Here is a 21,068-nt window from a genome sequence, read left to right as displayed (position 1 = left end):
TGAATCGTTCGCACACGCCGGTGTCGCACGCGCGCTCCCCTCGAACGTAGTTGCGCAGTCAACTGGTACCAGCCCCGCGCAGGATGACGGCTCCTGTGCGGTCGGGCCGCCGGCCTGTCGATCCCCGCCCTCGGCCGGCGGCCCCGGCACACACCAGCACGACCGGCATCGGGACCCGTTCACACAACCGCAACACCCGTTCCCACCATCCGGACATGTGGCGCCGTGACCTCGACAAACGGGCCCGTCGGCTGTCAATCTCCCGCCATGCATCCTGCTCCGCGTGCCCTGCGCCGCGCCGCCGTCGCCGTCGTCGTCCTCGCCGCCGCCGTGAGCTGCGCCCCGCAGCCCGAGGAGGCGGACAAGCCGTCGTCGTCCGCCGGGAACGCGTGCGAGAAGGGCGAGTTGGCCACCCGGACCTCGGGCAAGCTGACCATCGCCACCGACGAGCCCGCCTACGAGCCGTGGTTCAAGGACGACAAGCCGGCCAACGGCAAGGGCTTCGAGTCCGCGGTCGCCTACGCCGTCGCCGAACAACTCGGCTACGGCAAGGACAAGGTCGCCTGGCAGACCGTCCCCTTCAACAAGGCCTTCGCGCCCGGTGAGAAGACCTTCGACTTCGACATCAACCAGGTGTCCGTCAGCGAGGAGCGCAAGAAGGCCGTGGACTTCTCCTCCGGCTACTACGACGTGCGCCAGGCCGTCGTCGCGCTGAAGGGCTCCAAGGCCGCGAAGGCGAAGAGCGTGGCCGACCTGAAGGACGTGAAGCTGGGCGCGCAGGTCGGCACCACCAGCCTGAACTACATCGACGACGTGGTGAAGCCGAAGCAGGCCGCGGCCGTCTACGCCAAGAACGACCAGGCCAAGTCCGCGCTGAAGAACGGCCAGGTCGACGCCATCGTCGTCGACCTGCCGACCGCCTTCTACATCACCGGGGCCGAGATCACCGACGCGACGATCGTCGGTCAGTTCGCGCACCAGGGCGGCACGCCGGAGCAGTTCGGCCTCGTGCTGGACAAGGGCAGCGCTCTCACCTCCTGCGTCTCGCGGGCCGTGGACGCCCTGCGCGAGGACGGCACGCTCGCGAAGATCGAGCAGCAGTGGCTGTCGGACGCCGTCGACGCTCCGGTGCTCAAGTGACCGTCCACAAGGAGGAGCTGGGCTCCGGCGAGCACGAAGCGGCGGACGACTACGTGCCGTCGCCGCGACGGCTGGACCGGGAGCGCCACAAGCGCGCCCGCGCCCGGCGCGCGACGGCGATCGGCGCGCTCTCGACCCTCCTCACCGCGGTCGTCCTCTACCTGGTCGTCGTCAACGCCCCGGGCTGGCCGCGCACCAAGGAGACCTTCTTCGACTGGGGGTACGCGCGCGAGGCGTTCCCGAAGGTCCTCGAAGGCCTGTGGCTGAACGTCCGGCTACTGCTGATCTGCGGGGTCGCGGTACTCGTCCTCGGCATGCTGATCGCCGTCGCCCGCACGCTGCGCGGACCGGTGTTCTTCCCGCTGCGCTTCCTGGCCGCCGCGTACACGGACTTCTTCCGGGGGCTGCCGCTCATCATCAACCTGATGATCGTGGTCCTCGGCGTCCCGGCGCTGCGGCTCCAGGGGGTGACCGTCGACCCGGTGCTGCTCGGCGGCACCGCGCTCACCCTGACGTACTCGGCGTACGTCGCCGAGGTGTTCCGCGCCGGAATCGAGTCCGTGCACCCCTCGCAGCGCGCCGCGGCCCGCTCGCTGGGGCTGAACAACCGGCAGGCGCTGCGGTACGTGGTGCTGCCCCAGGCGGTGCGCCGCCAGGTGCCGCCGCTCCTGAACGACCTGGTGTCGCTGCAGAAGGACACCGGGCTGGTCTCGATCGGCGGTGCGGTGGACGCCGTACGGGCCGCCGACATCATCGTGGGCCGCAGCCTCAACTACACGCCGTACATCGTCGCCGGGCTGGTCTTCGTCGCGCTGACCATCCCCATGACCCGCTTCACGGACTGGGTGACGGCCCGGATGGATCGCCGGCAGGCCCATGGAGGAGCCGTATGAGCCAGACGCCCGTGCTGCGCATGGAGTCCGTCCGCAAGACCTTCGGCGGCTCGGTCGTCCTGCGGGACGTCGACCTGGAGGTCGCCCCGCACACGGTCACCGCGTTGATCGGCGCCTCCGGGTCCGGCAAGTCCACGCTGCTGCGGTGTGCCAACCTGCTGGAGGAGATCGACGACGGGGCGATCTGGCTGGACGACGAGGAGATCACCGACCCGCGCGCCGACCAGGACGCCGTGCGCCGCCGGATCGGCGTGGTCTTCCAGGCGTACAACCTTTTCCCGCACATGACCGTGTCGGAGAACATCACGCTCGCCCCGCGGCGCGTGCACGGTGTCGCCCGCGCCGAGGCCGAGGCACGCGCGCGTGAGCTGCTGGAGCGGCTGGGGCTCGGCGGGAAGGCGGACGCGTACCCGGACCGGCTGAGCGGCGGACAGCAGCAACGGGTCGCGATCGTCCGCGCCCTGGCCGTACGGCCCCGGCTGCTGCTGCTCGACGAGATCACCGCGGCCCTCGATCCCGAGCTGGTGGGCGAGGTGCTCACCGTCGTCCGCGACCTGAAGGACGAGGGCATGACCATGGTGCTGGCCACGCACGAGATGGGCTTCGCCCGCGAGGTCGCCGACCAGGTGTGCTTCCTGGAGGGCGGCGTGGTGCTGGAACGCGGCACCGCCGAGCAGGTCTTCGGGGATCCGCAACAGGAGCGCACGCGGCGCTTCCTGCGGCGGATCGTGGAGGCGGGGCGGCTGTAGGAAGCAGGGCGGTAGGGTGCGCCCGCCATGGTCGGCGGGGCTTACCGGCTCCTGCTCACGTGTCGGCCTTGCCCGCCCCCGCCAGCGCCGCGACGCGCTCCACACCGAACACGTACCCCTGCACCCCGCAGCCCGCGATGACCCCGTCGGCGCGCAGCGAGACGTAGGAGTGGTGCCGGAACGACTCGCGCTGGTGGATGTTGGAGATGTGGACCTCCAGCACCGGCAGGCCGTCACACGTGTTGAGGGCGTCCAGGATGGCGACGGAGGTGTGCGAGTACGCACCGGGGTTGATCACGATGCCGCAGTGGTTCAGCCGCGCCTCGTGGATCCAGTCGACCAGCTCGCCCTCGTGGTTGGACTGGCGGAAGTCGACCGTGCCCCCGTGCGCGGCCGCCGCCTTGGCGCACAGGGCCTCGACGTCTGCGAGGGTGTCGGAGCCGTAGATCTCCGGCTGGCGCTGGCCGAGCAGGTTCAGGTTGGGGCCGTTGAGGATCATGATCGGGGCGTGGGCCAGGGTGCGGGGCACGGTTCCTCCGGTCCGTTCGGGGTCGGGCGGCCCGGGACGGACCGCTGCTCCCTGCCGGTTTATCACGGTGCGACGGCGGCCTGTCGGGCCGTAGCCTCCCGGCATGACGAGCCTGACCAGCCCGACCTATCCGCCGAAGCCGTCCCCCGGTGACCGCATCGCCGTGATCTCGCCCTCCTCCGGTCTGCCGGGGCTCTTCCCGCTCCCCTACGAGCTCGGCCTGGAGCGGCTGCGCAAGGAGTACGGGCTGGAGCCGGTCGAGTATCCGGCGACCCGCACGATGGGCTCCACGCCCCGGGAACGGGCCGCCGACATCCACGCCGCCTTCGCCGACCCGGGGATCAAGGCCGTCATCGCCTCGATCGGCGGGGACGACCAGATCACTGTGCTGCCGTACCTGGACCGGGAGTTGATCCGGGCCAACCCGAAGCCCTTCTTCGGGATGAGCGACAACACGAACCTGCTCGCCTTCCTGCGCACCTGCGGCATCGTCGGCTTCCACGGCGGGAGCGTGATGAGCGAACTGGGCCGCCCCGGCGCCATGCACCCGCAGACCGCCGAGTCCCTGCGCGCGGCCCTGTTCACCCCGGGACCGTACGAGTTGAGGCCCGCCGAGCGGTGGCGTGACATCGACCGGGACTGGGCGGACCCGGCGACCTTCGACGCGGAGCCGGAGACCCGGCCCGGGTCCGGCTGGACCTGGGTGAACCCCGACCGGGTGGTCGAGGGCCGCAGTTGGGGCGGCTGCCTGGAGATCGTCGCCTGGCTGCTGATGGCCGACCGGGAGATCGCGCGCGACCTGTCCGAGTACGACGGCGGCGTCCTGCTCCTGGAGACCTCCGAGGACATGCCGAGCGCCACGGAGGTCTTCTGCACCCTGCGGAACATGGGCGAGCGGGGGCTGCTGGGGCGCTTCCCGGCCCTGCTGATGGGGAGGCCGAAGACGTGGTTCTTCGAGCGGCCCAACACCCCCGAGCAGGCTGCCCGTTACGCCGCCGACCAGCGCGAGGCCGTACTGCGCGCCATGCGGACCTACGCGCCCGACACCACGATCGTCTTCGACGTGGACTTCGGGCACACCGATCCGCAACTGGTGATCCCGTACGGCGGCACCGTGCGCGTGGACGGGCCCGCCCGGCGCATCACGGTCACGTACTGAGGGCCCCCGAGCCCTCCGCGCGCCCCCGTAACCGCCGATCACGGTGGGTAGTTGACGCGGCATGCACGACGTACGCGCCGTAAGGGCACCCTCCATGCCGCGCCTCGCGGCCGCCTCACTGGCCGGCACGGCCATCGAGTTCTACGACTTCTTCGTCTATGGCACTGCGGCGGCCCTGATCCTGGGGCCGTTGTTCTTCCCGACCTTCTCCCCGGTGGCCGGGACGCTGGCCGCCTTCGCCACCTTCGGTGTGGGCTTCGTGGCCCGGCCGCTCGGCTCGGTGCTGTTCGGGCACATCGGGGACCGGCGCGGGCGGCGGCCGGTCCTCGTCGCCTCCCTGCTGCTGACCGGGGCATCCACGGTCGCGGTCGGCTGTGTGCCGACGTACGAGTCGATCGGCGTGGCCGCTCCCCTGTTGCTCCTGGTGCTGCGCTTCCTCCAGGGGCTGGGGCTCGGCGGGGAGTGGGGCGGGGCGGTGCTGCTGGCCGTGGAGCACGCGCCGGCCGAACGGCGCGTGCTGTGGTCGAGCTTCCCGCAGGTCGGGCCCGCGCTGGGGTTTCTGCTCGCCAACGGTGTGGTGCTGGGGCTGTCCTCGACGCTCACGGAGGCGCAGTTCGCCGCGTGGGGGTGGCGGGTGCCGTTCTGGGCTGCGGGGGTGCTGGCCGTCGCGGGGCTATGGTTGCGGTCGTCGCTCACCGAGAGCCCCAGCTTCCTCCAGCTCGACGACCACGCGCGCGTGCCGCTCGTCGAGGTCGTCCGCGACCACTGGCGGCTCCTCCTGCTGACCGGCGGCGGCCTCGCGATCGGTTATGCGATCTTCTACGCCGTGACGACCTGGTCCCTCGCCTACGGGACGGAGCGGCTCGGGGTGAGCCGCTCCGTCATGCTGACCTGCATCATGGGCGCGGTGCTCGTGAAGGGGGCTCTCACTCCGCTGGTGGCGCTGCTCGGGGACCGTTTCGGTCGGCGGCCCCTGTGCCTGATCGGGTGCGCGGCCGCGGCCCTGTGGATGTTCCCGATGGTCGCGCTCCTCTCCACCGGTGCGCCGCTGCCGATGTTCCTCGGTTTCCTCGGGGCGATGCTCGCGTTCATCACGATGTTCGCCGTGATCGCCGCGTACCTGCCGGAGCTGTACGAGCCGCGGGTGCGCTGCACCGGCGCCGCCGTCGGCTACAACCTCGGCGGGGTCGTCGGAGGCGCCCTCACACCGATCGTGGCGACCGCCCTGGCCGAGCAGGGCGGCCGGGTGCCGTGGGGTGTGGCCGCGTATCTCACGGCGATCGCGCTGTTCAGCCTGGGGTGCTTCGCGTTGCTGCCGGAGACGCGTCCGGTGCGGGTGGGCGCGGCCGCGGAGACCGCTGCGGGATGAGCCGGGGTGGCGGTGCCGGCGCCGGTGCCGTGCCCAGTGGCGCGTAAGCGCTTGCGTGAGCGTTTGCGCGCGTCTACGGGTTGATCGCCAGCTCCAGATACGCCGCGAACAGCACCAGGTGGACCCCGCCCTGGAGCGGCGTGGCCCGGCCCGGCACCACGGTCAGCGAGGCGACCACCACCGTCAGGGCGAGCAGCACCATGTGGGTGGCGCCGAGACCGAGGACGAGGGGGCCGGAGAGCCACAGGGAGGCGAGTGCGACGGCCGGGATGGTCAGGCCGATGCTGGCCATGGCCGAACCGAGGGCCAGGTTCAGACTGGTCTGCACACGGTCGCGGCGGGCGGAGCGCAGCGCGGCGATGGTCTCCGGGAGCAGCACCAGCAGCGCGATGATCACGCCGACGACTGCCTGGTGGAGCCCGGCGGCATCCACCCCGGACTCGATGGTGGGTGAGACCCCCTTGGCCAGGCCGACCACGCCGACCAGGGCCAGACCCAGCAGGGCGAGGCTGGTCCGGGCGGTGGCGGCGGTCGGAGCCTCTGCGTGTTCCTCGGCGGTGATCACCTCGCCGTGCCGGGTGATCGGCAGGAAGTAGTCCCGGTGCCGCACGGTCTGCGTGGCGACGAACAGGCCGTACAGGATCAGCGAGGACAGCGCCGCGAAGGTCAGCTGGACGGTGGAGAACTCCGGTCCCGGCTTGCTGGTGGTGAACGTCGGCAGGACCAGGCTGAGTGTGGCCAGGGTCGCGACGGTGGCGAGTGCGGCGCCGGTGCCCTCCGGGTTGAAGACGGCCGTGCCGTGCCGCAGTGAGGCGACGAGGAGGCACAGGCCGACGATGCCGTTGCAGGTGATCATCACCGCCGCGAAGACCGTGTCCCGGGCCAGGGTCGCGCTCTTGTCCCCGCCATCGACCATCAGGGTGACGATGAGGGCGACCTCGATGATCGTGACGGCTACGGCGAGCACGAGGGAGCCGAACGGTTCTCCGACCCGATGGGCCACCACTTCGGCGTGATGCACAGCGGCCAGGACCGCTCCCGCGAGGACCAGGGTCACCAGGGCGACGACGGCGACCGAAAGGTCCCGTCCCCAGGTCAGGACCAGCAGCACGGCCGCGAGCAGGGGCACCAGGGTCGTCCACTGTGCCGCGAGCCGCCTGCGCCGAGCGATCATGCAGAGATGGTCGCAGACCCGCAGGGGCCCCGCACTCCGGTCGTGCCGGGCCCCCGGGGCACCCTTGTCGGGCTACTTGAGGTCACGCATGTCCAGTACGTCGCAGTTGGTGTACACCCGCTCGCCGATGCTGAGCGCGTTGAGCCGCTCGGCCAGCCTGGTCGTCTCGGGGTCGTCGCTGTTGCGCATGGCCTCGTCGAACGATTCGAACTCGATCAGCGCCAGATAGCGGTGGGGCTTGTCCCGGTCCTTCAGCAGCGTGCTGTGGGTGGGGCCGCCGGCGCGGCCGGCGTTGCGCTGCCCCGCCTCGTCGAGTACCTGCTGCATCTCCTCCAGACGTTCGGTCTCGAACTCGATGATCTGCACGAACTTCATGGCGCCTCCAGCCGGCCGCGGCGCCCCCGGGCCGGGGAACGCGCTCAGGAAACAAGCAAGCACCGGGACCGGTGGTCGGCAATTCGCCGAGCACCGATCCCGGTGATGGTTGTTCCTACGCCCGACGCCGTCAGACGTCGATGCTGTCCTTCGGAGCGCCTCCGCTCTCACTCTGCGCCGCCTCGGCCGCCGCCTGCTTCTTGGAAGCGCGCAGGCTGGTGATCGTGGTGACGATCAGCACGGCACAGATCACGCCGAGCGAGACCGGAATGCTGATCTCGGGGACGTGCACCCCGGACTCGTGCAGGGCGTGCAGCACCAGCTTCACGCCGATGAAGCCCAGGATGATCGACAGGCCGTAGGAGAGGTGAACCAGCTTCTTCAGCAGGCCGCCGATGAGGAAGTACAGCTGGCGCAGGCCCATCAGGGCGAACGCGTTGGCCGTGAAGACGATGTACGGGTCCTGGGTCAGTCCGAAGATCGCCGGGATGGAGTCGAGGGCGAACAGGACGTCGGTGGTGCCGATCGCGAGCATCACGACCAGCATCGGGGTCATGACCCGCTTGCCGTTCTCCTCGATCCACAGCTTGGTGCCGTGGTACCGGTCCGCCACGCCGAAGCGGCGCTCGGCGGCCTTGAGCAGCTTGTTCTCCTCGAACTCCTCGTCCTCCTCGTCGGCCCGGGCCTCCTGGATGAGCTTCCAGGCGGTGTAGATGAGGAAGGCGCCGAAGATGTAGAAGACCCAGGCGAAGCTGGCGAGGATCGCCGCGCCGGCGGCGATGAAGATCGCTCGCAGGACCAGGGCGATGAGGACACCGATCAGCAGCACACGCTGCTGGTACTGCGACGGCACCGCGAACTTCGCCATGATCAGGACAAAGACGAAGAGGTTGTCGACGCTGAGTGACTTCTCGGTGATGAAGCCCGCGAAGAACTCACCGGCGGGCTGGCCACCGGCGAACAGGAGCAGACCGAGCCCGAAGAGCGCGGCCAGCACGATCCAGACGACCGTCCAGATCCCGGCTTCCTTGATCGACACGTCGTGCGGCTTGCGGCCGATGAAGAAGTCGACCGCGATGAGGGCGGCAAGGCCCACGATCGTCAGGACCCATAGGGTCACGGAAACATCCACTGCGCCTCCGGCAGTCGTAACGGCAAATGTCAGCGTCGTCGCTGCCGGAGGTCTCTTCCACCCAAAGATGGGCCGACGCCCCGGGATCTGGCCTGATCCGTATTGACGGGTACGCCGCAGCAGACAGGGAGTACTCCCCTCCGTGCCGTCAACAGTACCCAATCACCAAGAACAGGTAAAGCGCTTGGCAAAAGAAAGGCCAAAATCCCTGATCAGAGGGCTTTACGTGAACTTGGTGCGAGCTGCCGCGACCTGGGCGAGCACCTGCTGGAGGACCTGACTTCCGGGCGGCACGAGCGACGGCTCGTACGTCCAGGCATGACCGACCCACGGGTCGGCGAGGTGATCGTCGGCCACCGGCGTCAGTCGCAGCAGCGAACGCCACAGCGGGTCGAGCAGGGGCCCGTAGCCGGAGGACTCCTCCCGGTCGGCCACCATCATCAGGTGGACGCCGAAGGCCGGCCCCTCGTCGGCCAGGTAGCGCAGCTGGTTCACGGCCCGGTCGTCGAAACCGTGCGGGAAGTCGTTGACGATCAGGAGCTGCTGCGAGGTGTCGAACCCGGGCGGGAGGGAGTCGGCGGCGCCGCCCCGGATCGCCATCTGCACCAGGTCGACCCGCTGGGTGAGCCGGCCCAGCACGTCCGCCACCCCGGCGGCGCCGAGCGCGGGCGGGGCCGCGAGCACCCCGGTCTGCACCAGGGGCGCCAACGGCTGCGCCCCGGAGCCGGCCGGGTCGATGACATGGACGGTGAACTCGCCCGCCGGGTAGACGGCCAGCAGCCGGGCCGCGTGCGCGACCGCCGTCTCCATGGCGAGACGACTCATGGTGTGCGAATCGGTGAACGAACCGTCGGACGCCCCGGCCGCTCCGCTGTCGATCCACAGGCCCCGCTCCAGCGGCAGCCGGACCAGCATCGGGATGCGGATCCGGTCGGCCTCGGGGAGGTGGAGGTCACCCAGCCGCAGGGCCATGGGGATCTCCATCGGCACCCGGTAGGCGTGCCACGCCGGATTGTCCCAGCGGGCGTACGCCGGTGGCAGGGCCGGTTCGACGACGTCGGCCTCGGCCGCGAGCTGGGTGAGGTCCCGGTCGAGTGCCTCGCGGGCCTGGGTGACGAGCTGGGTGTGCCGGGCCCGGGCCGCCTCGCGGGCCGCGTCGCCCTGTCCGCCTATCCGGCTGCGCGGGTCGGAGAGGACCTGCTCCAGCTCCTTGTCCATGCGCGACTCGGCGAAGTCGACGGCGCTGCGATAGGCGGCGGTGGTGCGGGCCAGGTCCTCGAACATGCCCCACACCTGGTTGTAGAGCCGCTCCTCCATGGACCAGCCGGTCGCGTCGCCCGCGACGGGCTGGGCGGGCTGCCCGGGTGCGGCCGGGGGCGCGGTGGGCGGAGGCGGGGGCGGGGCGGCGTTCTGACGGCGCGGGTGGCTGTAGTCGATCGGGCCGCCCGCCGTGGGCGCGGACGGCTGGGTGACGGCGCTCGGGTCCGGCGCGGTGCCGGGATACGGCTGCTGCGGGGCGGGCTGTCCGGGGCCGCCGGGCGTCTGGCCGCCGTACGGGGACACCGGTGGCACGGGACCGGGCTGGGGCGCGGTGCCGCCCTGGTCCGGGCCGAGGGCGGGAGCCGCTGTCTGCCGGGAACGGTCGCCGTCCGCCGTGCGCGGCGGGGGCGCCTGCACCGAGCGGGCGAGTCCCTGGGCCACCGCCTCGCTGACGGTGCCGGCGAGCTGGTGGGCCTGCGGCAGGCCCTGGTCGGTGAGGAGTTCGGCGAGGCCGCCCGCGTAGCCCTGACCGACGGCGCGCACCTTCCAGGCGTCCTGGCGTCGGTAGAGCTCCAGGGCGACGACGGCCGACTCGGCCTCCAGGCCGGTGATGGTGTAGCTGGCGACCTCGTCGCCGCCGAGGCCGGTGACGGCGACGAACGGGGCCGCCACGGCACCGAAACGGACCGGGCCTGTCCCGCCGACGGGCAGGGCGAGCAGCACGCTGACACGGTGGACGGCCTCCGGCACGGCGTCCAGGTCCACCGCGAGGCGGTGGTCGGCGGCGGCCTGCCGGGAGACCTCGAGACCCGGCTGGGTGGGTGCGCCCGGGTGGGCCACCCACTCCACGCCGTGGATCCGGCCGTTCTCGTCGCCGAGCGCGGCCACGGCCACGATCGGCGTGCCGGCCGAGATCCGGATCTCGAGACGGGCCTGGGAGAGCGGGTGGTTCTGCCCCCGCACCAGCTCGGCCGTCATCGCCTTCGTCCCCCTGTGTCGTTGTGTGAAGTCGTGTGCTGCTCGCCGGGCCCGCCGGTCCGGGGCCCGGGGTGCGTCAGAGCACCGGCAGGATCGCCGGCATCAGGTCCTGGAAGGTGCGGCCGTTGGCCGGGTTGCCCAGGGCCGTCATCGACCAGCCCTGGCCCGCGCGGTGGACCTTGGCCATGATCTGGGCCGTGTACTGGCCACCGCCGGCGAGCGTGTAGCGGGCGAGCTCCTGGCCGTTGGTCTCGTCGACCAGGCGGCAGAACGCGTTCTGCACCTCCTGGAAGGTCTGGCCCGTGAAGGAGTTCACGGTGAAGACGATCTGGTCGATGTGGACCGGAACCCGCGCGAGGTCGACGAGGATCGCCTCGTCGTCGCCGCCCTGGCCGACACCGCCGACGAGGTTGTCACCGGTGTGGCGAACCGAGCCGTCGTCGCTCACCAGGTGGCGGAAGAAGACGACGTCGACCGGCTGCTTGTCCGCGAACAGGACGGCGGAGGCGTCGAGGTCGATCTCTCGCGTGCGCGAGCCGAACAGGCCGCGCCGGGGAGCCGCCTGCCAGCCAAGACCCATACGAACCGCAGTCAGGCTGCCACCGTCGTTCTTCTGCAGACTGATGGCCTGACCCTTGGTCATGTTGACGGTCACGCGCTGATTCCCCTCTCGAACGTCCCCTGTTGCCGCGTAGTCGCGGTTGACCAGAACCCTACGCAGGGGCACTGACAGCGACGTACCCCGGTCCGCACTTTGTGTCGGTCTTGCAACACTGCGCGTACGCGGCACGCTGTCAGGCCAGACCAGCCTCCTTCATCTGGCGCAGTTCCTTCTTCATCTCGGAGACCTCGTCGCGCAGCCGGGCCGCGATCTCGAACTGGAGCTCCGCGGCGGCGGCCCGCATCCGCGCGGTGAGCTCCTCGATCTGCCCGGCCAGCTCGGCCGCGGGGCGGTCGGTCGGCACCGTCTCCTCGGCCTTGCCCTTGCCCTTGCCCTTGGCGGGCTTGGCCGCTCCGGCCGCCTTGCCGAGGGAGGGCACGGGCGCCTTGGTGCCCCCGCCGTCCTTCTTAGCCTTGCGGTAGCCCGAGCCGAGCAGCTGCTCGGTGTCGATGTCCTCGCGGGCGATCTGGGCGACGATGTCGTTGATCTTCTTGCGGAGCGGCTGGGGGTCGATGCCCCGCTCGGTGTTGTACGCGATCTGCTTCTCGCGGCGCCGGTTGGTCTCCTCGATGGCCTTCTCCATCGCCGGAGTGATCTTGTCGGCGTACATGTGGACCTGACCGGACACGTTGCGCGCGGCGCGGCCGATGGTCTGGATCAGGGACGTGCCGGAGCGCAGGAAGCCCTCCTTGTCGGCATCCAGAATCGCCACCAGGGACACCTCGGGCAGGTCGAGGCCCTCGCGCAGGAGGTTGATGCCGACCAGCACGTCGTACTCGCCGGCGCGCAGTTCACGCAGCAGTTCGACGCGGCGCAGGGTGTCGACGTCGCTGTGCAGATAGCGCACCTGGATGCCCAGCTCCAGGAAGTAGTCCGTGAGGTCCTCGGCCATCTTCTTGGTGAGTGTGGTGACCAGGACGCGCTCGTCCTTCTCCGTGCGCAGCCGGATCTCGTGCACCAGGTCGTCGATCTGACCCTCGGTGGGCTTGACGACGACTTCCGGGTCGACGAGGCCGGTGGGGCGGATGATCTGCTCGACGAAGCCGTCCGAGCGGGACATCTCGTAGTTGCCCGGGGTGGCCGACAGGTAGACCGTCTGGCCGATGCGTTCCTGGAACTCCTCCCATTTCAGGGGGCGGTTGTCCAGGGCCGAGGGCAGCCGGAAGCCGTGGTCGACGAGGGTGCGCTTGCGGGAGGCGTCGCCCTCGTACATGGCGCCGATCTGCGGGACGGTGACGTGCGACTCGTCGATGACGAGGAGGAAGTCGTCCGGGAAGTAGTCCAGCAGGGTGTTCGGCGGGGAGCCGGGCGAGCGGCCGTCGAAGTGCATCGAGTAGTTCTCCACGCCGGAGCAGCTGCCGATCTGGCGCAGCATCTCGATGTCGTACGTGGTCCGCATGCGCAGGCGCTGGGCCTCCAGCAGCTTGCCCTGCTTCTCCAGCTCCGTCAGGCGCTCGGCCAGCTCCTTCTCGATGTCGTTGACGGCCCGCTCCAGGCGCTCGGGTCCTGCGACGTAGTGGGAGGCCGGGAAGACGTAGAGGTGCTCGTCGTCGCTGATGATCTCGCCGGTGAGCGGGTGCAGGGTGGACAGCGCCTCGATCTCGTCGCCGAACATCTCGATGCGGACGGCCAGCTCCTCGTAGACCGGGAAGATCTCGATGGTGTCGCCGCGGACGCGGAAGGTGCCGCGGGTGAAGGCCAGGTCGTTGCGCGTGTACTGGATGTCCACGAAGCGGCGCAGCAGCTCGTCGCGGTCGATCTCCTCGCCGACCTTGAGGGGGACCATGCGGTCCACGTACTCCTGCGGGGTGCCGAGGCCGTAGATGCAGGAGACCGAGGCGACCACGACGACGTCGCGGCGGGTGAGCAGCGAGTTGGTCGCGGAGTGGCGCAGGCGCTCGACCTCCTCGTTGATCGAGGAGTCCTTCTCGATGTAGGTGTCCGACTGCGGGACGTACGCCTCGGGCTGGTAGTAGTCGTAGTACGAGACGAAGTACTCGACGGCGTTGTTCGGGAGGAGCTCGCGGAACTCGTTGGCCAGCTGGGCGGCCAGTGTCTTGTTCGGCGCCATCACGAGTGTGGGGCGCTGGAGCTTCTCGATCATCCACGCGGTGGTGGCGGACTTGCCGGTGCCGGTCGCGCCGAGCAGTACGACGTCCTTCTCGCCCACCTCGACGCGCCGGGCGAGGTCGGCGATGGCCGTCGGCTGGTCGCCGTTCGGCTGGTAGGGGCTGACGACCTCGAAGGGCGCCACCGTGCGTTCGATCTTTGAAACGGGCCGCATGGGATCCACCGTACGACCCCGCACTGACAACGGGCTCTGATCAGCGGTTCTGCGGGGTGCGGGAGCCCCTGTGCTCCACGGTGCGGCGGGGGCGGAACCGCAGGCGGCGGGCGGAGTGCCGGACGTGGGTGTGGGCGGGGATGCCGGGCTTGTGCTCGACGGGGACTACGGCGGGCTTCCCCATGACCATCAGCGGGTCGAACATCACCACGACGCCCGCGAGGAGCAGGAAGGCGAGCGGCCCGATCAGCATGGGTGCGAGCAGGCTCGCGGGCGAGTCTCCCGTGGCGGGTTCGGACGTGCCGTGCAGGTGGACGCTGAGGGCGGCCATGCCGGTGTAGTGCATGCCGCTGACGGCCAGTCCCATGACGAGGCTCGCGCCCACGCTCCACAGGAAGCCCCTGACCTGGCCGGCAGCCCAGAGGGCGGCGGTCGCGGCGGCCATGGCGATGGCGACGGAGATGCCGACGGTGACGGTGTTGTACTCCAGCTTTCCGTCCAGGCTCATGCTGGCCATGCCGAGGTAGTGCATCGACGCGATGCCCAGGCCGGTGATGGTGCCGCCGGTGAACAGGGCCGTCCCGCGGGCTCCCCGGTAGCCGACGATGAAGATCCCGACGCCCACCATGACGATGGCGACGGCCAGGCTCGCGAAGGTCATCGCCTTGTCGTAGTGGATCGGAGTGCCGCGGACCGTGAACCCCATCATCGCAACGAAGTGCATGGTCCATATGCCGGAGCCGATGGCGGCGGAGCCGAGGGCGAGCCAGCCGGGGCGCCAGGACTGGGCGACGAGCATGGATCTGGTGGTGCAACGCAGGCCCAGCGCGCCGCCGAGGCAGGCCATGAAGTAGGCCACCAGGGGTGTGACCAGGCCATAGCTGAATCCGTCGACCGTGCCCTGCATGCGCGGCTGCCCTTCCCGCCCTTGTACGTCCCGGAATTCCCGATGTACGCCCCCTCCCAGGACCGCCAGAGCGGTCAGGGTTGACGCAGAGAGTATGACCCCCACCGGAATGGTCGAACGATTTTCCGGCAAAGAAACACGGCCTTGCCGCAGTTGTGCGGTACCAGTGAGCGGAGTTGGGTCACCTCCGTTCAACGTGTGGCCATCCTGTACCCCTCTCGCGTTGACCCTCTGCTGTCACAGTTGTGCTGTCTGTGATGTCGCCGTTCGCTCGTCGCGAGGAGTACGCATGCACGCGCGCGCTGTTGCCGCCTCGACCACCGCACTCCTGGGGACCGCCGCCCTGCTGTTCCCCGTCTCCCCCGCCCGTGCCGCGCAAGCCGGCACATCGCCGCTGGTCATCGCTCACCGCGGTGCCTCCGCGTACGCGCCCGAGAACACCCTGACCTCCGTGGACAGAGCGGCGGAGCTGGGCATCCACTGGGTGGAGAACGACGTGCAGCGCACGAGGGACGGCGAGCTGGTCGTCATCCACGACGACAACCTGCGCCGCACCACCGACGCCGAGGAGGTCTTCCCCGGCCGGGCCCCCTGGAAGGTGAAGGACTTCACCGCTGCGGAGATCGCCCGGCTGGACGCGGGCAGCTGGTTCGGACCCGCGTACGCGGGCACGCGCGTGCCGACGCTGGAGCAGTTCGTGCACCGCTTGGAGCGCCATCGCCAGAAGCTGCTCCTGGAGATCAAGAACCCCGAGCTGTACCCGGGCATCGAACGGCAGACGCTGAAGGTCCTCGGCAACGAGGGCTGGCTCGACCGGTCGCCTCTGGCGGACCGGCTGATCGTGCAGAGCTTCAGCGCGGACAGCGTGCGGACGGTGCACGAGCTGAAGCCCGGTGTGAAGACGGGCCTCCTGGGGACGCCGCCGGTGTCGGACCTGCTCGACTGCGCCGAGTTCGCCGACCAGATCAACCCCTCGTACAGCTCGCTGTCCCCGGCGTACGTGTCCTCCGTGCAGGCATTCGACGGGCCGCACGGCAGGCCGATGGAGGTCTTCGCCTGGACGGTCGACGACGCGAGGACGGCCCAGCGGGTCGCCGGGTACGGGGTCGACGGGATCATCACGAACAAGCCGGACGTGGTGCGCAAGGCCGTGGGCGGCTGATCCGGCGTTCAGCCCGGACGGCGTTGTCAGTGGTGGGTCCTACTGTGGGCGCATGGACAGCCGAGAGCAGGTCGAGCCGCGGGTCGTGTGGGCGGTCGTCGAGAGCGGGATCGGGCCGCTGCTGCTGGCCGCGAGCCGGGACGGCCTGGTCAACGTCGTGTTCCACGCCACGGACGCGGTGCGGGACAAGGCCGTCGAGCGGCTGGCGTCGCGGCTGGGCACCGAGCCCGTCGAGGCGCCCGGCTCCCCACTGCTGGCCGAGGCGATACGCCAGGTCGAGGCGTACTTCGCGGGTGAGCGACGCGCCTTCGACTTGCCGCTGGACTGGTCGCTGATCTCCGGCTTCAACCGGGAGGTCCTGCGCGAGCTGGCCTCGGGCGTGCCGTACGGCCAGGTGGTCGGATACGGCGACCTGGCCGGGCGGGTCGGTCAGCCGGGCGCCGCCCAGGCCGTGGGCATGGCGATGGGCGCCAACCCGCTGCCGGTGGTGGTGCCCTGTCACCGGGTCGTCGAGAGCGGCGGCGGCATCGGCGGCTTCGGGGGCGGGCTGGAGACCAAGCGGAGGCTGCTCGCCCTGGAGGGCGTGCTTCCGGAGCCGCTCTTCTAGGAAGCGCGCCTGGTCAGTCGTAGTGCCGGGCCTCGAAGACATTGCCGTCCGGGTCGCGGAAGTAGAAGCTGCGGGTGGCCTTGCCCCGGGCTCCGAAGGAGTCGTGCGCGAGGTCGGACACCGGTACGGAGCGCTCCTCGAGGCGGCTGAGGAGGGCGTCGAAGTCGCCGCGTGGCAGCGCCAGGCAGACGTGGTTGACCGGATGCCCCGCGCTCTCGGCGGAGCCGGGCAGCATCGTCATGCGCTCCACGAAGCTCAGCGGCATGAGATCGAGAATGGTGTCGTCGCTGACGCGCACGGAGGGGAACGGCGCCTCACCCGCCGCGAACTCCGCGAGCCGTACCGCCTCCAATCCGACGGCCTTCTCGTAGAAGTCGGCGGCGGCGAGCGGGTCGCGCACCCAGAGGACGACATGGTCGAGGCGTGGTGTGTGGTCCGTCATGCACCCCAGGCTCGTGACGACTCCGGCAGCCCGCAAGGGTTTGGCCCGTCCCGCCGGTCGCCAGAGATGAGGGAAGACGACTGACCGACTGACAGGAGGCAGGCGCGTGGTGCTGGTGGTGTCCGAGGAAGTGCGGGAGGCGATCGACGCGGGCCGGCCCGTCGTCGCCCTGGAGTCCACGATCATCGCGCACGGGCTGCCCCGGCCGCGCAACCTCCAGGTGGCGCTGGAGCTGGAGACGGCCGTACGGCAGGAGGGCGCGGTCCCCGCCACGATCGCCGTGCTGGACGGGCGCCCTCACGTCGGCCTGGACAAGGAGCAGCTGGAGCGGGTCGCGAACGAGGACGGGATCCGCAAGCTCGGCCACCGTGATCTGCCGCTCGCGGTGGCGTCCGGGGCGAGCGGGGCGACCACGGTGTCGGCCACCGCGTTGCTGGCGGCGCAGGCGGGCGTGCGGGTCTTCGCGACGGGCGGGCTCGGCGGGGTGCACCGGGAGTGGACGGTGACGCAGGACGAGTCGGCCGACCTGGGGCTGCTGGCGCGCACGCGCATCACGGTGGTGTGTGCCGGGGTGAAGTCGATTCTGGACGTGCTGGCGACCCTGCAGCGGCTGGAGACGCTGGGGGTCGCCGTGGCGGGTTACGGCACCGGCCGGTTCCCCGGCTTCTACCTCTCCGACTCGGGGCATCCGGTGGACTGGACGCTGGAGACGCCGGAGCAGGTGGCGGGCGTCATGCAGGCGCAGGACGCGCTCGGCGCGCCGGAGTCGGCGCTGATCGTCGCCAACCCCGTCCCCGAGGAGGAGCAGCTCGATCCGGACCTGCACGCGCGCGTGCTCGCGGCCGCGCTCAACGCGTGCCAGGAGGAAGGCGTCACCGGGCAGGCGGTCACGCCGTTCCTGCTCGACTATCTGGTGCGGCACACGGACGGCGCCTCCCTGAGCGCCAATCTGGCCGCGGTCCGCGGCAACGTACGCCTTGCGGCACGGATCGCGGCGGCCCGGGCCCGGGGATGACGGCGGGCGGCGGGGCGGGGCCGGGAGGGGGATCCGGTTCCCGGGGCACGGGTTCGGCGGCGGGCGGGGGGCTGCTGGTCGTCGGGGATGTCATCACCGACGTCGTCGCGCGGCACCGAGGACCGCTCGCGGCCGGCACGGACACGGCGGCCTCGATCCGGACGGTGGCGGGCGGGGCGGGCGCCAATGTGGCGTGCTGGGCGGCGCACCGAGGCGCGGCGGACGTACGTCTGCTCGGGTGTGTCGGGGCGGACGCGGCAGCCTGGCACGAGCGGGAACTGGTCGCCCAGGGAGTACGTCCACAGCTCGTCGTCGACCCGCTCGCGCCGACCGGCACGGTGATCTGCATGGTCGACGGGGGCGCTTGTGCGGAGCGGACGTTCCTCACCGACAGTGGCGCGGCCTTGCGGCTCGGGCCCGCCGACTGGTCGGACGCGCTCCTCGACGGCGTGGCCCGGCTGCATCTGTCGGGCTACCTCCTGTTCTCCGGGCCGAGCCGGGACCTGGTGGCGGTGGCGCTGAAGGCCGCACACGCGCGGGGAGTGCCGGTGAGTCTGGACCCGGCATCGGCCGGTTTCCTCGCGGAGCTGGGCGCGGAGCGGTTCCTGTCCCTCGTCGAGGGCGTGGACGTCCTGCTGCCCAGCCGGGACGAGGCGTGCCTGCTGACAGGGCTGGCGGACGCGGCCGAGGCGGCGGCCGAGCTGAGCCGGCGCGTGCCGTTGGTCGTCGCCAAGCAGGGCCACGAGGGGGCGCTCGTGGCCCGCTCGGGGAAGGTGCGTGCCCGTGTCCCGGCCGTACCGGCGACTCCGCGGGACACCACCGGCGCCGGTGACGCCTTCACCGGCGCGTTCCTCGCCGCGCTGCTGGCGGGCGCCGGGCCGCAGGACGCCGCGGCGGAGGGGTGCCGGGCGGGTGCGCGAGCGGTGGAACGGGTGGGCGGCAGACCGCCCGCGCCGGGCTGACCGGCCCGGCCCGGCCCGAAGCACCGACTACTGCTTGCGGCCCCACGCCGAGATCATCGGTGCCGTCGTCAGATCGAGCGCGCCGGACGTGACGTTCTCGAGGTGCCGGTCGATGTCCTGGTCCGTGGCCAGGCCGGCGGTGACGAGCTGGTCGCGGATCTGGCGGACCGTGACCGACTCCAGGGCCGCGCAGGCCGGCGAGGCGAGGGGGAAGTAGGCGTCGGCGTGGACCCGGGTCAGCCCGGCGTCCCGAAGCAGGCGCGGCAGGGTGCGGCCGCACGGCAGGTCGGTCCCGCGATCGGCGAGCAGTCTGCGGAAGCCGTGCCGCAGCCGGTTCGCGAGCTGCTGCTCGGGGCCGTGCTCGTCGGGGCAGAGGAGCGGCTGGAGCGCGGGGTCGGCGTCCTCGACGAGGAGCCGGCCTCCGGGGCGCAGAGCCTTGACCATGGACCGCAACGCCCGTTCGCGGTCGGTGACGTGGACGAGGGCGAGGCGGGCGTGCACCAGGTCGAAGCCCTCCCCCGGCGGCTCCTGCCCGCCGAGGTCGTGGACCCGCACCTCGACGGGCGGCCGGGCGGCGGAGGCGAGCCGTGCGGTGTCGGTGTCGGTCGCGACGACGCGGCCGGTCGGGCCGACCCTCTTGGCCAGCCAGGACACCACGGTGGTGCCGGCGCCGACCTCCCAGCATCGCCAGCCGGATCCGACGCCGAGCTCTTCGAGGTGCCGGAACGTCGTGGGGTCGAAGAGAGCGGCGAAGGCGCTGAAATGCTCTGCCGCCTCGGTCTGCCGGTTGTCCAGGAGGTACCCGTCGGTTCGCGTCATGCCGCGATCATCCCAGTTGTCCGACTTATCCGTACCGGTCGACGCTCCGGCAGGAGAAGCGCGTCGGACGCGTCCGCACTGAGAACCGTCCGGCGCGGGCATGCGTCGATGTGGCAGGGCGCGGCGTCGGCGCCCTGGTTCGTCCACAGCCGGGAACCAAGCGGAACGGGCCGTATCCACAGGCTTACCCGCAGCTCACGCAGGCCTGGCAGACTGGCGCGCCACAGCACAGGAACGGCGCAATGGGTGCCACGCAAGGAGATCCGGATGTCCATGGCAGGGAATCTGCGGAAGGTCACGAGCCTCGGCGGGGTCGGCGGTCTTCGCAAGGTGGCTCGGCTGGCCCGGCGGCGCCCGCGCGTCGACCTGAGTCACCCGGCCCGCTCCCCGCTGGGCTCCTCGGTGGTGAACTGCGTGACGTACCGGGAGGGTGTCCGCATCCCCGAGCGCGGCGATCTGGTGGACACCGTGGAGCGGGTGCGCAAGAGCCGGGAGGGCTTCGTCTGGCTCGGTCTGCACGAGCCCACCGACCAGGAGTTCGCCGGCATCGCCGAGCTCTTCGACCTGCACCCGCTGGCCGTCGAGGACGCGATCGAGGCCCATCAGCGTCCCAAGCTGGAGCGCTACGGCGAGACGCTCTTCGCGGTCTTCAAGACGGTCTGCTACGTCGAACACGAGGAGCTGACGGCCACCAGCGAGGTGGTGAACACCGGCGAGATCATGGTGTTCGTCGGCGCGGACTTCGTGATCACGGTGCGGCACGGCCGGCACGGCTCACTGGGCCCGCTGCGCGAGGAGCTGGAGTCCGATCCCGGTCAGCTCGCCAAGGGCCCGTCGGCGGTGCTGCACGCGCTCGCGGACCACGTGGTCGACGACTTCCTCACGGTCACGGACGCGGTGCAGGCGGACATCGACCAGGTCGAGACCGACGTGTTCTCGGAGACCGGCGCGCGGGCCGACCCGGGGCGCATCTACCAGCTCAAGCGTGAACTGCTCGAGCTGAAGCGGGCGGTGGTGCCGCTCAGCCGGCCGCTCGAGGATCTCGCCACCCGGCCGATCCGGGCGGTCGACCCGGAGATACAGGCGTACTTCCGCGACGTCTCGGATCATCTTCTGCGGGCGAAGGAGCAGATCGCCGCCTTCGACGAACTGCTCAACTCCATCCTCCAGGCACACCTCGCACAGGTCACGGTCGCGCAGAACGAGGACATGCGGAAGATCACGGCGTGGGCCGCGATCGTCGCCGTGCCGACGATGGTCTGCGGGGTCTACGGCATGAACTTCGACCACATGCCGGAGCTGCACTGGCGGTACGGCTACGGCATGGTCATCGGCGTGATATCCGTGGCGTGTCTCGCGCTGTACCGGGGGTTCCGGCGCAGCGGCTGGCTCTGACGCGGGCGGCGCCCCGCACAGAGCCCCGTGGGGCGCGGGCGGAGTGACCCGCGGGG

The 21,068-nt window shown here is 70.9% G+C and carries 20 protein-coding genes; 10 read left to right on the top strand and 10 right to left on the bottom strand.

The genetic code is table 11. The annotated features are described in order from the left end of the window. Window positions 1-267 precede the first annotated feature (267 nt). Genes IE153_RS12745 through IE153_RS12735 form a run of 3 tightly spaced genes read left to right on the top strand, consistent with a single transcriptional unit; the run spans window position 268 to window position 2,782 of the window. Window positions 268-1,140 (top strand): ABC transporter substrate-binding protein, encoded by an 873-nt coding sequence (locus IE153_RS12745; RefSeq protein WP_189589825.1) that lies wholly within the window; start codon window positions 268-270, stop codon window positions 1,138-1,140. Next, window positions 1,137-2,033 carry an amino acid ABC transporter permease gene (locus IE153_RS12740; RefSeq protein WP_189589824.1) on the top strand — a complete coding sequence of 299 codons (897 nt, stop codon included), beginning with the start codon at window positions 1,137-1,139 and terminating at the stop codon, window positions 2,031-2,033. The genes IE153_RS12745 and IE153_RS12740 overlap by 4 nt, the downstream gene beginning before the upstream one ends. After that, a complete protein-coding gene (locus IE153_RS12735) occupies window positions 2,030-2,782 on the top strand; it encodes an amino acid ABC transporter ATP-binding protein (protein ID WP_189589823.1) in 753 nt (250 codons plus the stop codon). Before IE153_RS12740 ends, IE153_RS12735 begins: the two co-directional genes overlap by 4 nt. A 55-nt stretch (window positions 2,783-2,837) precedes the next feature. Here the strand turns inward: IE153_RS12735 and aroQ are convergent, their stop codons facing one another. Then, entirely contained in the window at window positions 2,838-3,311 is a 474-nt protein-coding gene (gene aroQ, locus IE153_RS12730) for a type II 3-dehydroquinate dehydratase (RefSeq protein WP_031143876.1), read from the bottom strand. A gap of 112 nt (window positions 3,312-3,423) precedes the next feature. Between aroQ and IE153_RS12725 the strand changes: the two genes are divergently transcribed. Both IE153_RS12725 and IE153_RS12720 read left to right on the top strand, forming a co-directional pair. Then, window positions 3,424-4,470, top strand: coding sequence for a S66 family peptidase (locus IE153_RS12725; protein ID WP_189589998.1), 1,047 nt, complete (start codon window positions 3,424-3,426; stop codon window positions 4,468-4,470). Window positions 4,471-4,564: 94 nt separating this feature from the next. Beyond that, window positions 4,565-5,839 (top strand): MFS transporter, encoded by a 1,275-nt coding sequence (locus IE153_RS12720; protein ID WP_189589822.1) that lies wholly within the window; start codon window positions 4,565-4,567, stop codon window positions 5,837-5,839. Window positions 5,840-5,912: 73 nt separating this feature from the next. Here the strand turns inward: IE153_RS12720 and IE153_RS12715 are convergent, their stop codons facing one another. The 7 genes from IE153_RS12715 to IE153_RS12685 all read right to left on the bottom strand — a co-directional run bounded on the left by IE153_RS12715 (window position 5,913) and on the right by IE153_RS12685 (window position 14,610). Beyond that, window positions 5,913-7,013: a calcium:cation antiporter gene (locus IE153_RS12715; protein ID WP_189589821.1), complete on the bottom strand. Its 1,101-nt coding sequence runs from the start codon at window positions 7,011-7,013 to the stop codon at window positions 5,913-5,915. A 72-nt stretch (window positions 7,014-7,085) separates the two neighbouring features. Then, the gene (locus IE153_RS12710; protein WP_189589820.1) at window positions 7,086-7,388 is read right to left on the bottom strand and encodes a hypothetical protein; all 303 of its coding nucleotides are present in this window, start codon (window positions 7,386-7,388) and stop codon (window positions 7,086-7,088) included. A 130-nt stretch (window positions 7,389-7,518) separates the two neighbouring features. Then, entirely contained in the window at window positions 7,519-8,520 is a 1,002-nt protein-coding gene (locus IE153_RS12705; RefSeq protein WP_189589819.1) for a TerC/Alx family metal homeostasis membrane protein, read from the bottom strand. A 222-nt stretch (window positions 8,521-8,742) separates the two neighbouring features. Then, window positions 8,743-10,758, bottom strand: coding sequence for a TerD family protein (locus tag IE153_RS12700; RefSeq protein ID WP_189589818.1), 2,016 nt, complete (start codon window positions 10,756-10,758; stop codon window positions 8,743-8,745). A 76-nt stretch (window positions 10,759-10,834) separates the two neighbouring features. Continuing rightward, on the bottom strand, window positions 10,835-11,413 hold the full coding sequence (locus tag IE153_RS12695; RefSeq protein WP_031109141.1) for a TerD family protein: 579 nt from the start codon (window positions 11,411-11,413) through the stop codon (window positions 10,835-10,837). A 139-nt stretch (window positions 11,414-11,552) separates the two neighbouring features. After that, window positions 11,553-13,703: an excinuclease ABC subunit UvrB gene (gene uvrB / locus IE153_RS12690; protein WP_189589817.1), complete on the bottom strand. Its 2,151-nt coding sequence runs from the start codon at window positions 13,701-13,703 to the stop codon at window positions 11,553-11,555. A gap of 40 nt (window positions 13,704-13,743) precedes the next feature. Continuing rightward, window positions 13,744-14,610 carry an MHYT domain-containing protein gene (locus tag IE153_RS12685; protein ID WP_189589816.1) on the bottom strand — a complete coding sequence of 289 codons (867 nt, stop codon included), beginning with the start codon at window positions 14,608-14,610 and terminating at the stop codon, window positions 13,744-13,746. A 289-nt stretch (window positions 14,611-14,899) separates the two neighbouring features. On the opposite strand from IE153_RS12685, the gene IE153_RS12680 reads away from it, so the two are divergent. Beyond that, a complete protein-coding gene (locus tag IE153_RS12680; RefSeq protein ID WP_189589815.1) occupies window positions 14,900-15,772 on the top strand; it encodes a glycerophosphodiester phosphodiesterase in 873 nt (290 codons plus the stop codon). A gap of 52 nt (window positions 15,773-15,824) precedes the next feature. Further along, window positions 15,825-16,379: a methylated-DNA--[protein]-cysteine S-methyltransferase gene (locus IE153_RS12675; protein ID WP_189589814.1), complete on the top strand. Its 555-nt coding sequence runs from the start codon at window positions 15,825-15,827 to the stop codon at window positions 16,377-16,379. A 13-nt stretch (window positions 16,380-16,392) separates the two neighbouring features. Here the strand turns inward: IE153_RS12675 and IE153_RS12670 are convergent, their stop codons facing one another. Then, entirely contained in the window at window positions 16,393-16,821 is a 429-nt protein-coding gene (locus IE153_RS12670) for a VOC family protein (protein WP_189589813.1), read from the bottom strand. Window positions 16,822-16,927: 106 nt separating this feature from the next. On the opposite strand from IE153_RS12670, the gene IE153_RS12665 reads away from it, so the two are divergent. Together IE153_RS12665 and IE153_RS12660 are read left to right on the top strand one after the other, a co-directional pair. Next, window positions 16,928-17,836, top strand: a complete 909-nt coding sequence (locus IE153_RS12665) for a pseudouridine-5'-phosphate glycosidase (RefSeq protein ID WP_189589812.1) — start codon at window positions 16,928-16,930, stop codon at window positions 17,834-17,836. Beyond that, window positions 17,833-18,798: a carbohydrate kinase family protein gene (locus IE153_RS12660; RefSeq protein ID WP_189589811.1), complete on the top strand. Its 966-nt coding sequence runs from the start codon at window positions 17,833-17,835 to the stop codon at window positions 18,796-18,798. The genes IE153_RS12665 and IE153_RS12660 overlap by 4 nt, the downstream gene beginning before the upstream one ends. A gap of 27 nt (window positions 18,799-18,825) precedes the next feature. Here IE153_RS12660 and IE153_RS12655 read toward each other — a convergent pair whose 3' ends face one another. Beyond that, window positions 18,826-19,617, bottom strand: a complete 792-nt coding sequence (locus tag IE153_RS12655; protein WP_189589810.1) for a methyltransferase — start codon at window positions 19,615-19,617, stop codon at window positions 18,826-18,828. 267 nt (window positions 19,618-19,884) lie between these two features. Between IE153_RS12655 and IE153_RS12650 the strand changes: the two genes are divergently transcribed. Next, window positions 19,885-21,012: a magnesium and cobalt transport protein CorA gene (locus tag IE153_RS12650; RefSeq protein WP_189589809.1), complete on the top strand. Its 1,128-nt coding sequence runs from the start codon at window positions 19,885-19,887 to the stop codon at window positions 21,010-21,012. Window positions 21,013-21,068: the final 56 nt, after the last annotated feature.

This window comes from Streptomyces massasporeus, assembly GCF_014648995.1.
GTDB classification, from domain to species: Bacteria; Actinomycetota; Actinomycetes; order Streptomycetales; family Streptomycetaceae; genus Streptomyces; species Streptomyces massasporeus.
Note: the sequence above shows the minus strand (reverse complement) of the source record. Positions and strands in the feature narration are given on the sequence as shown.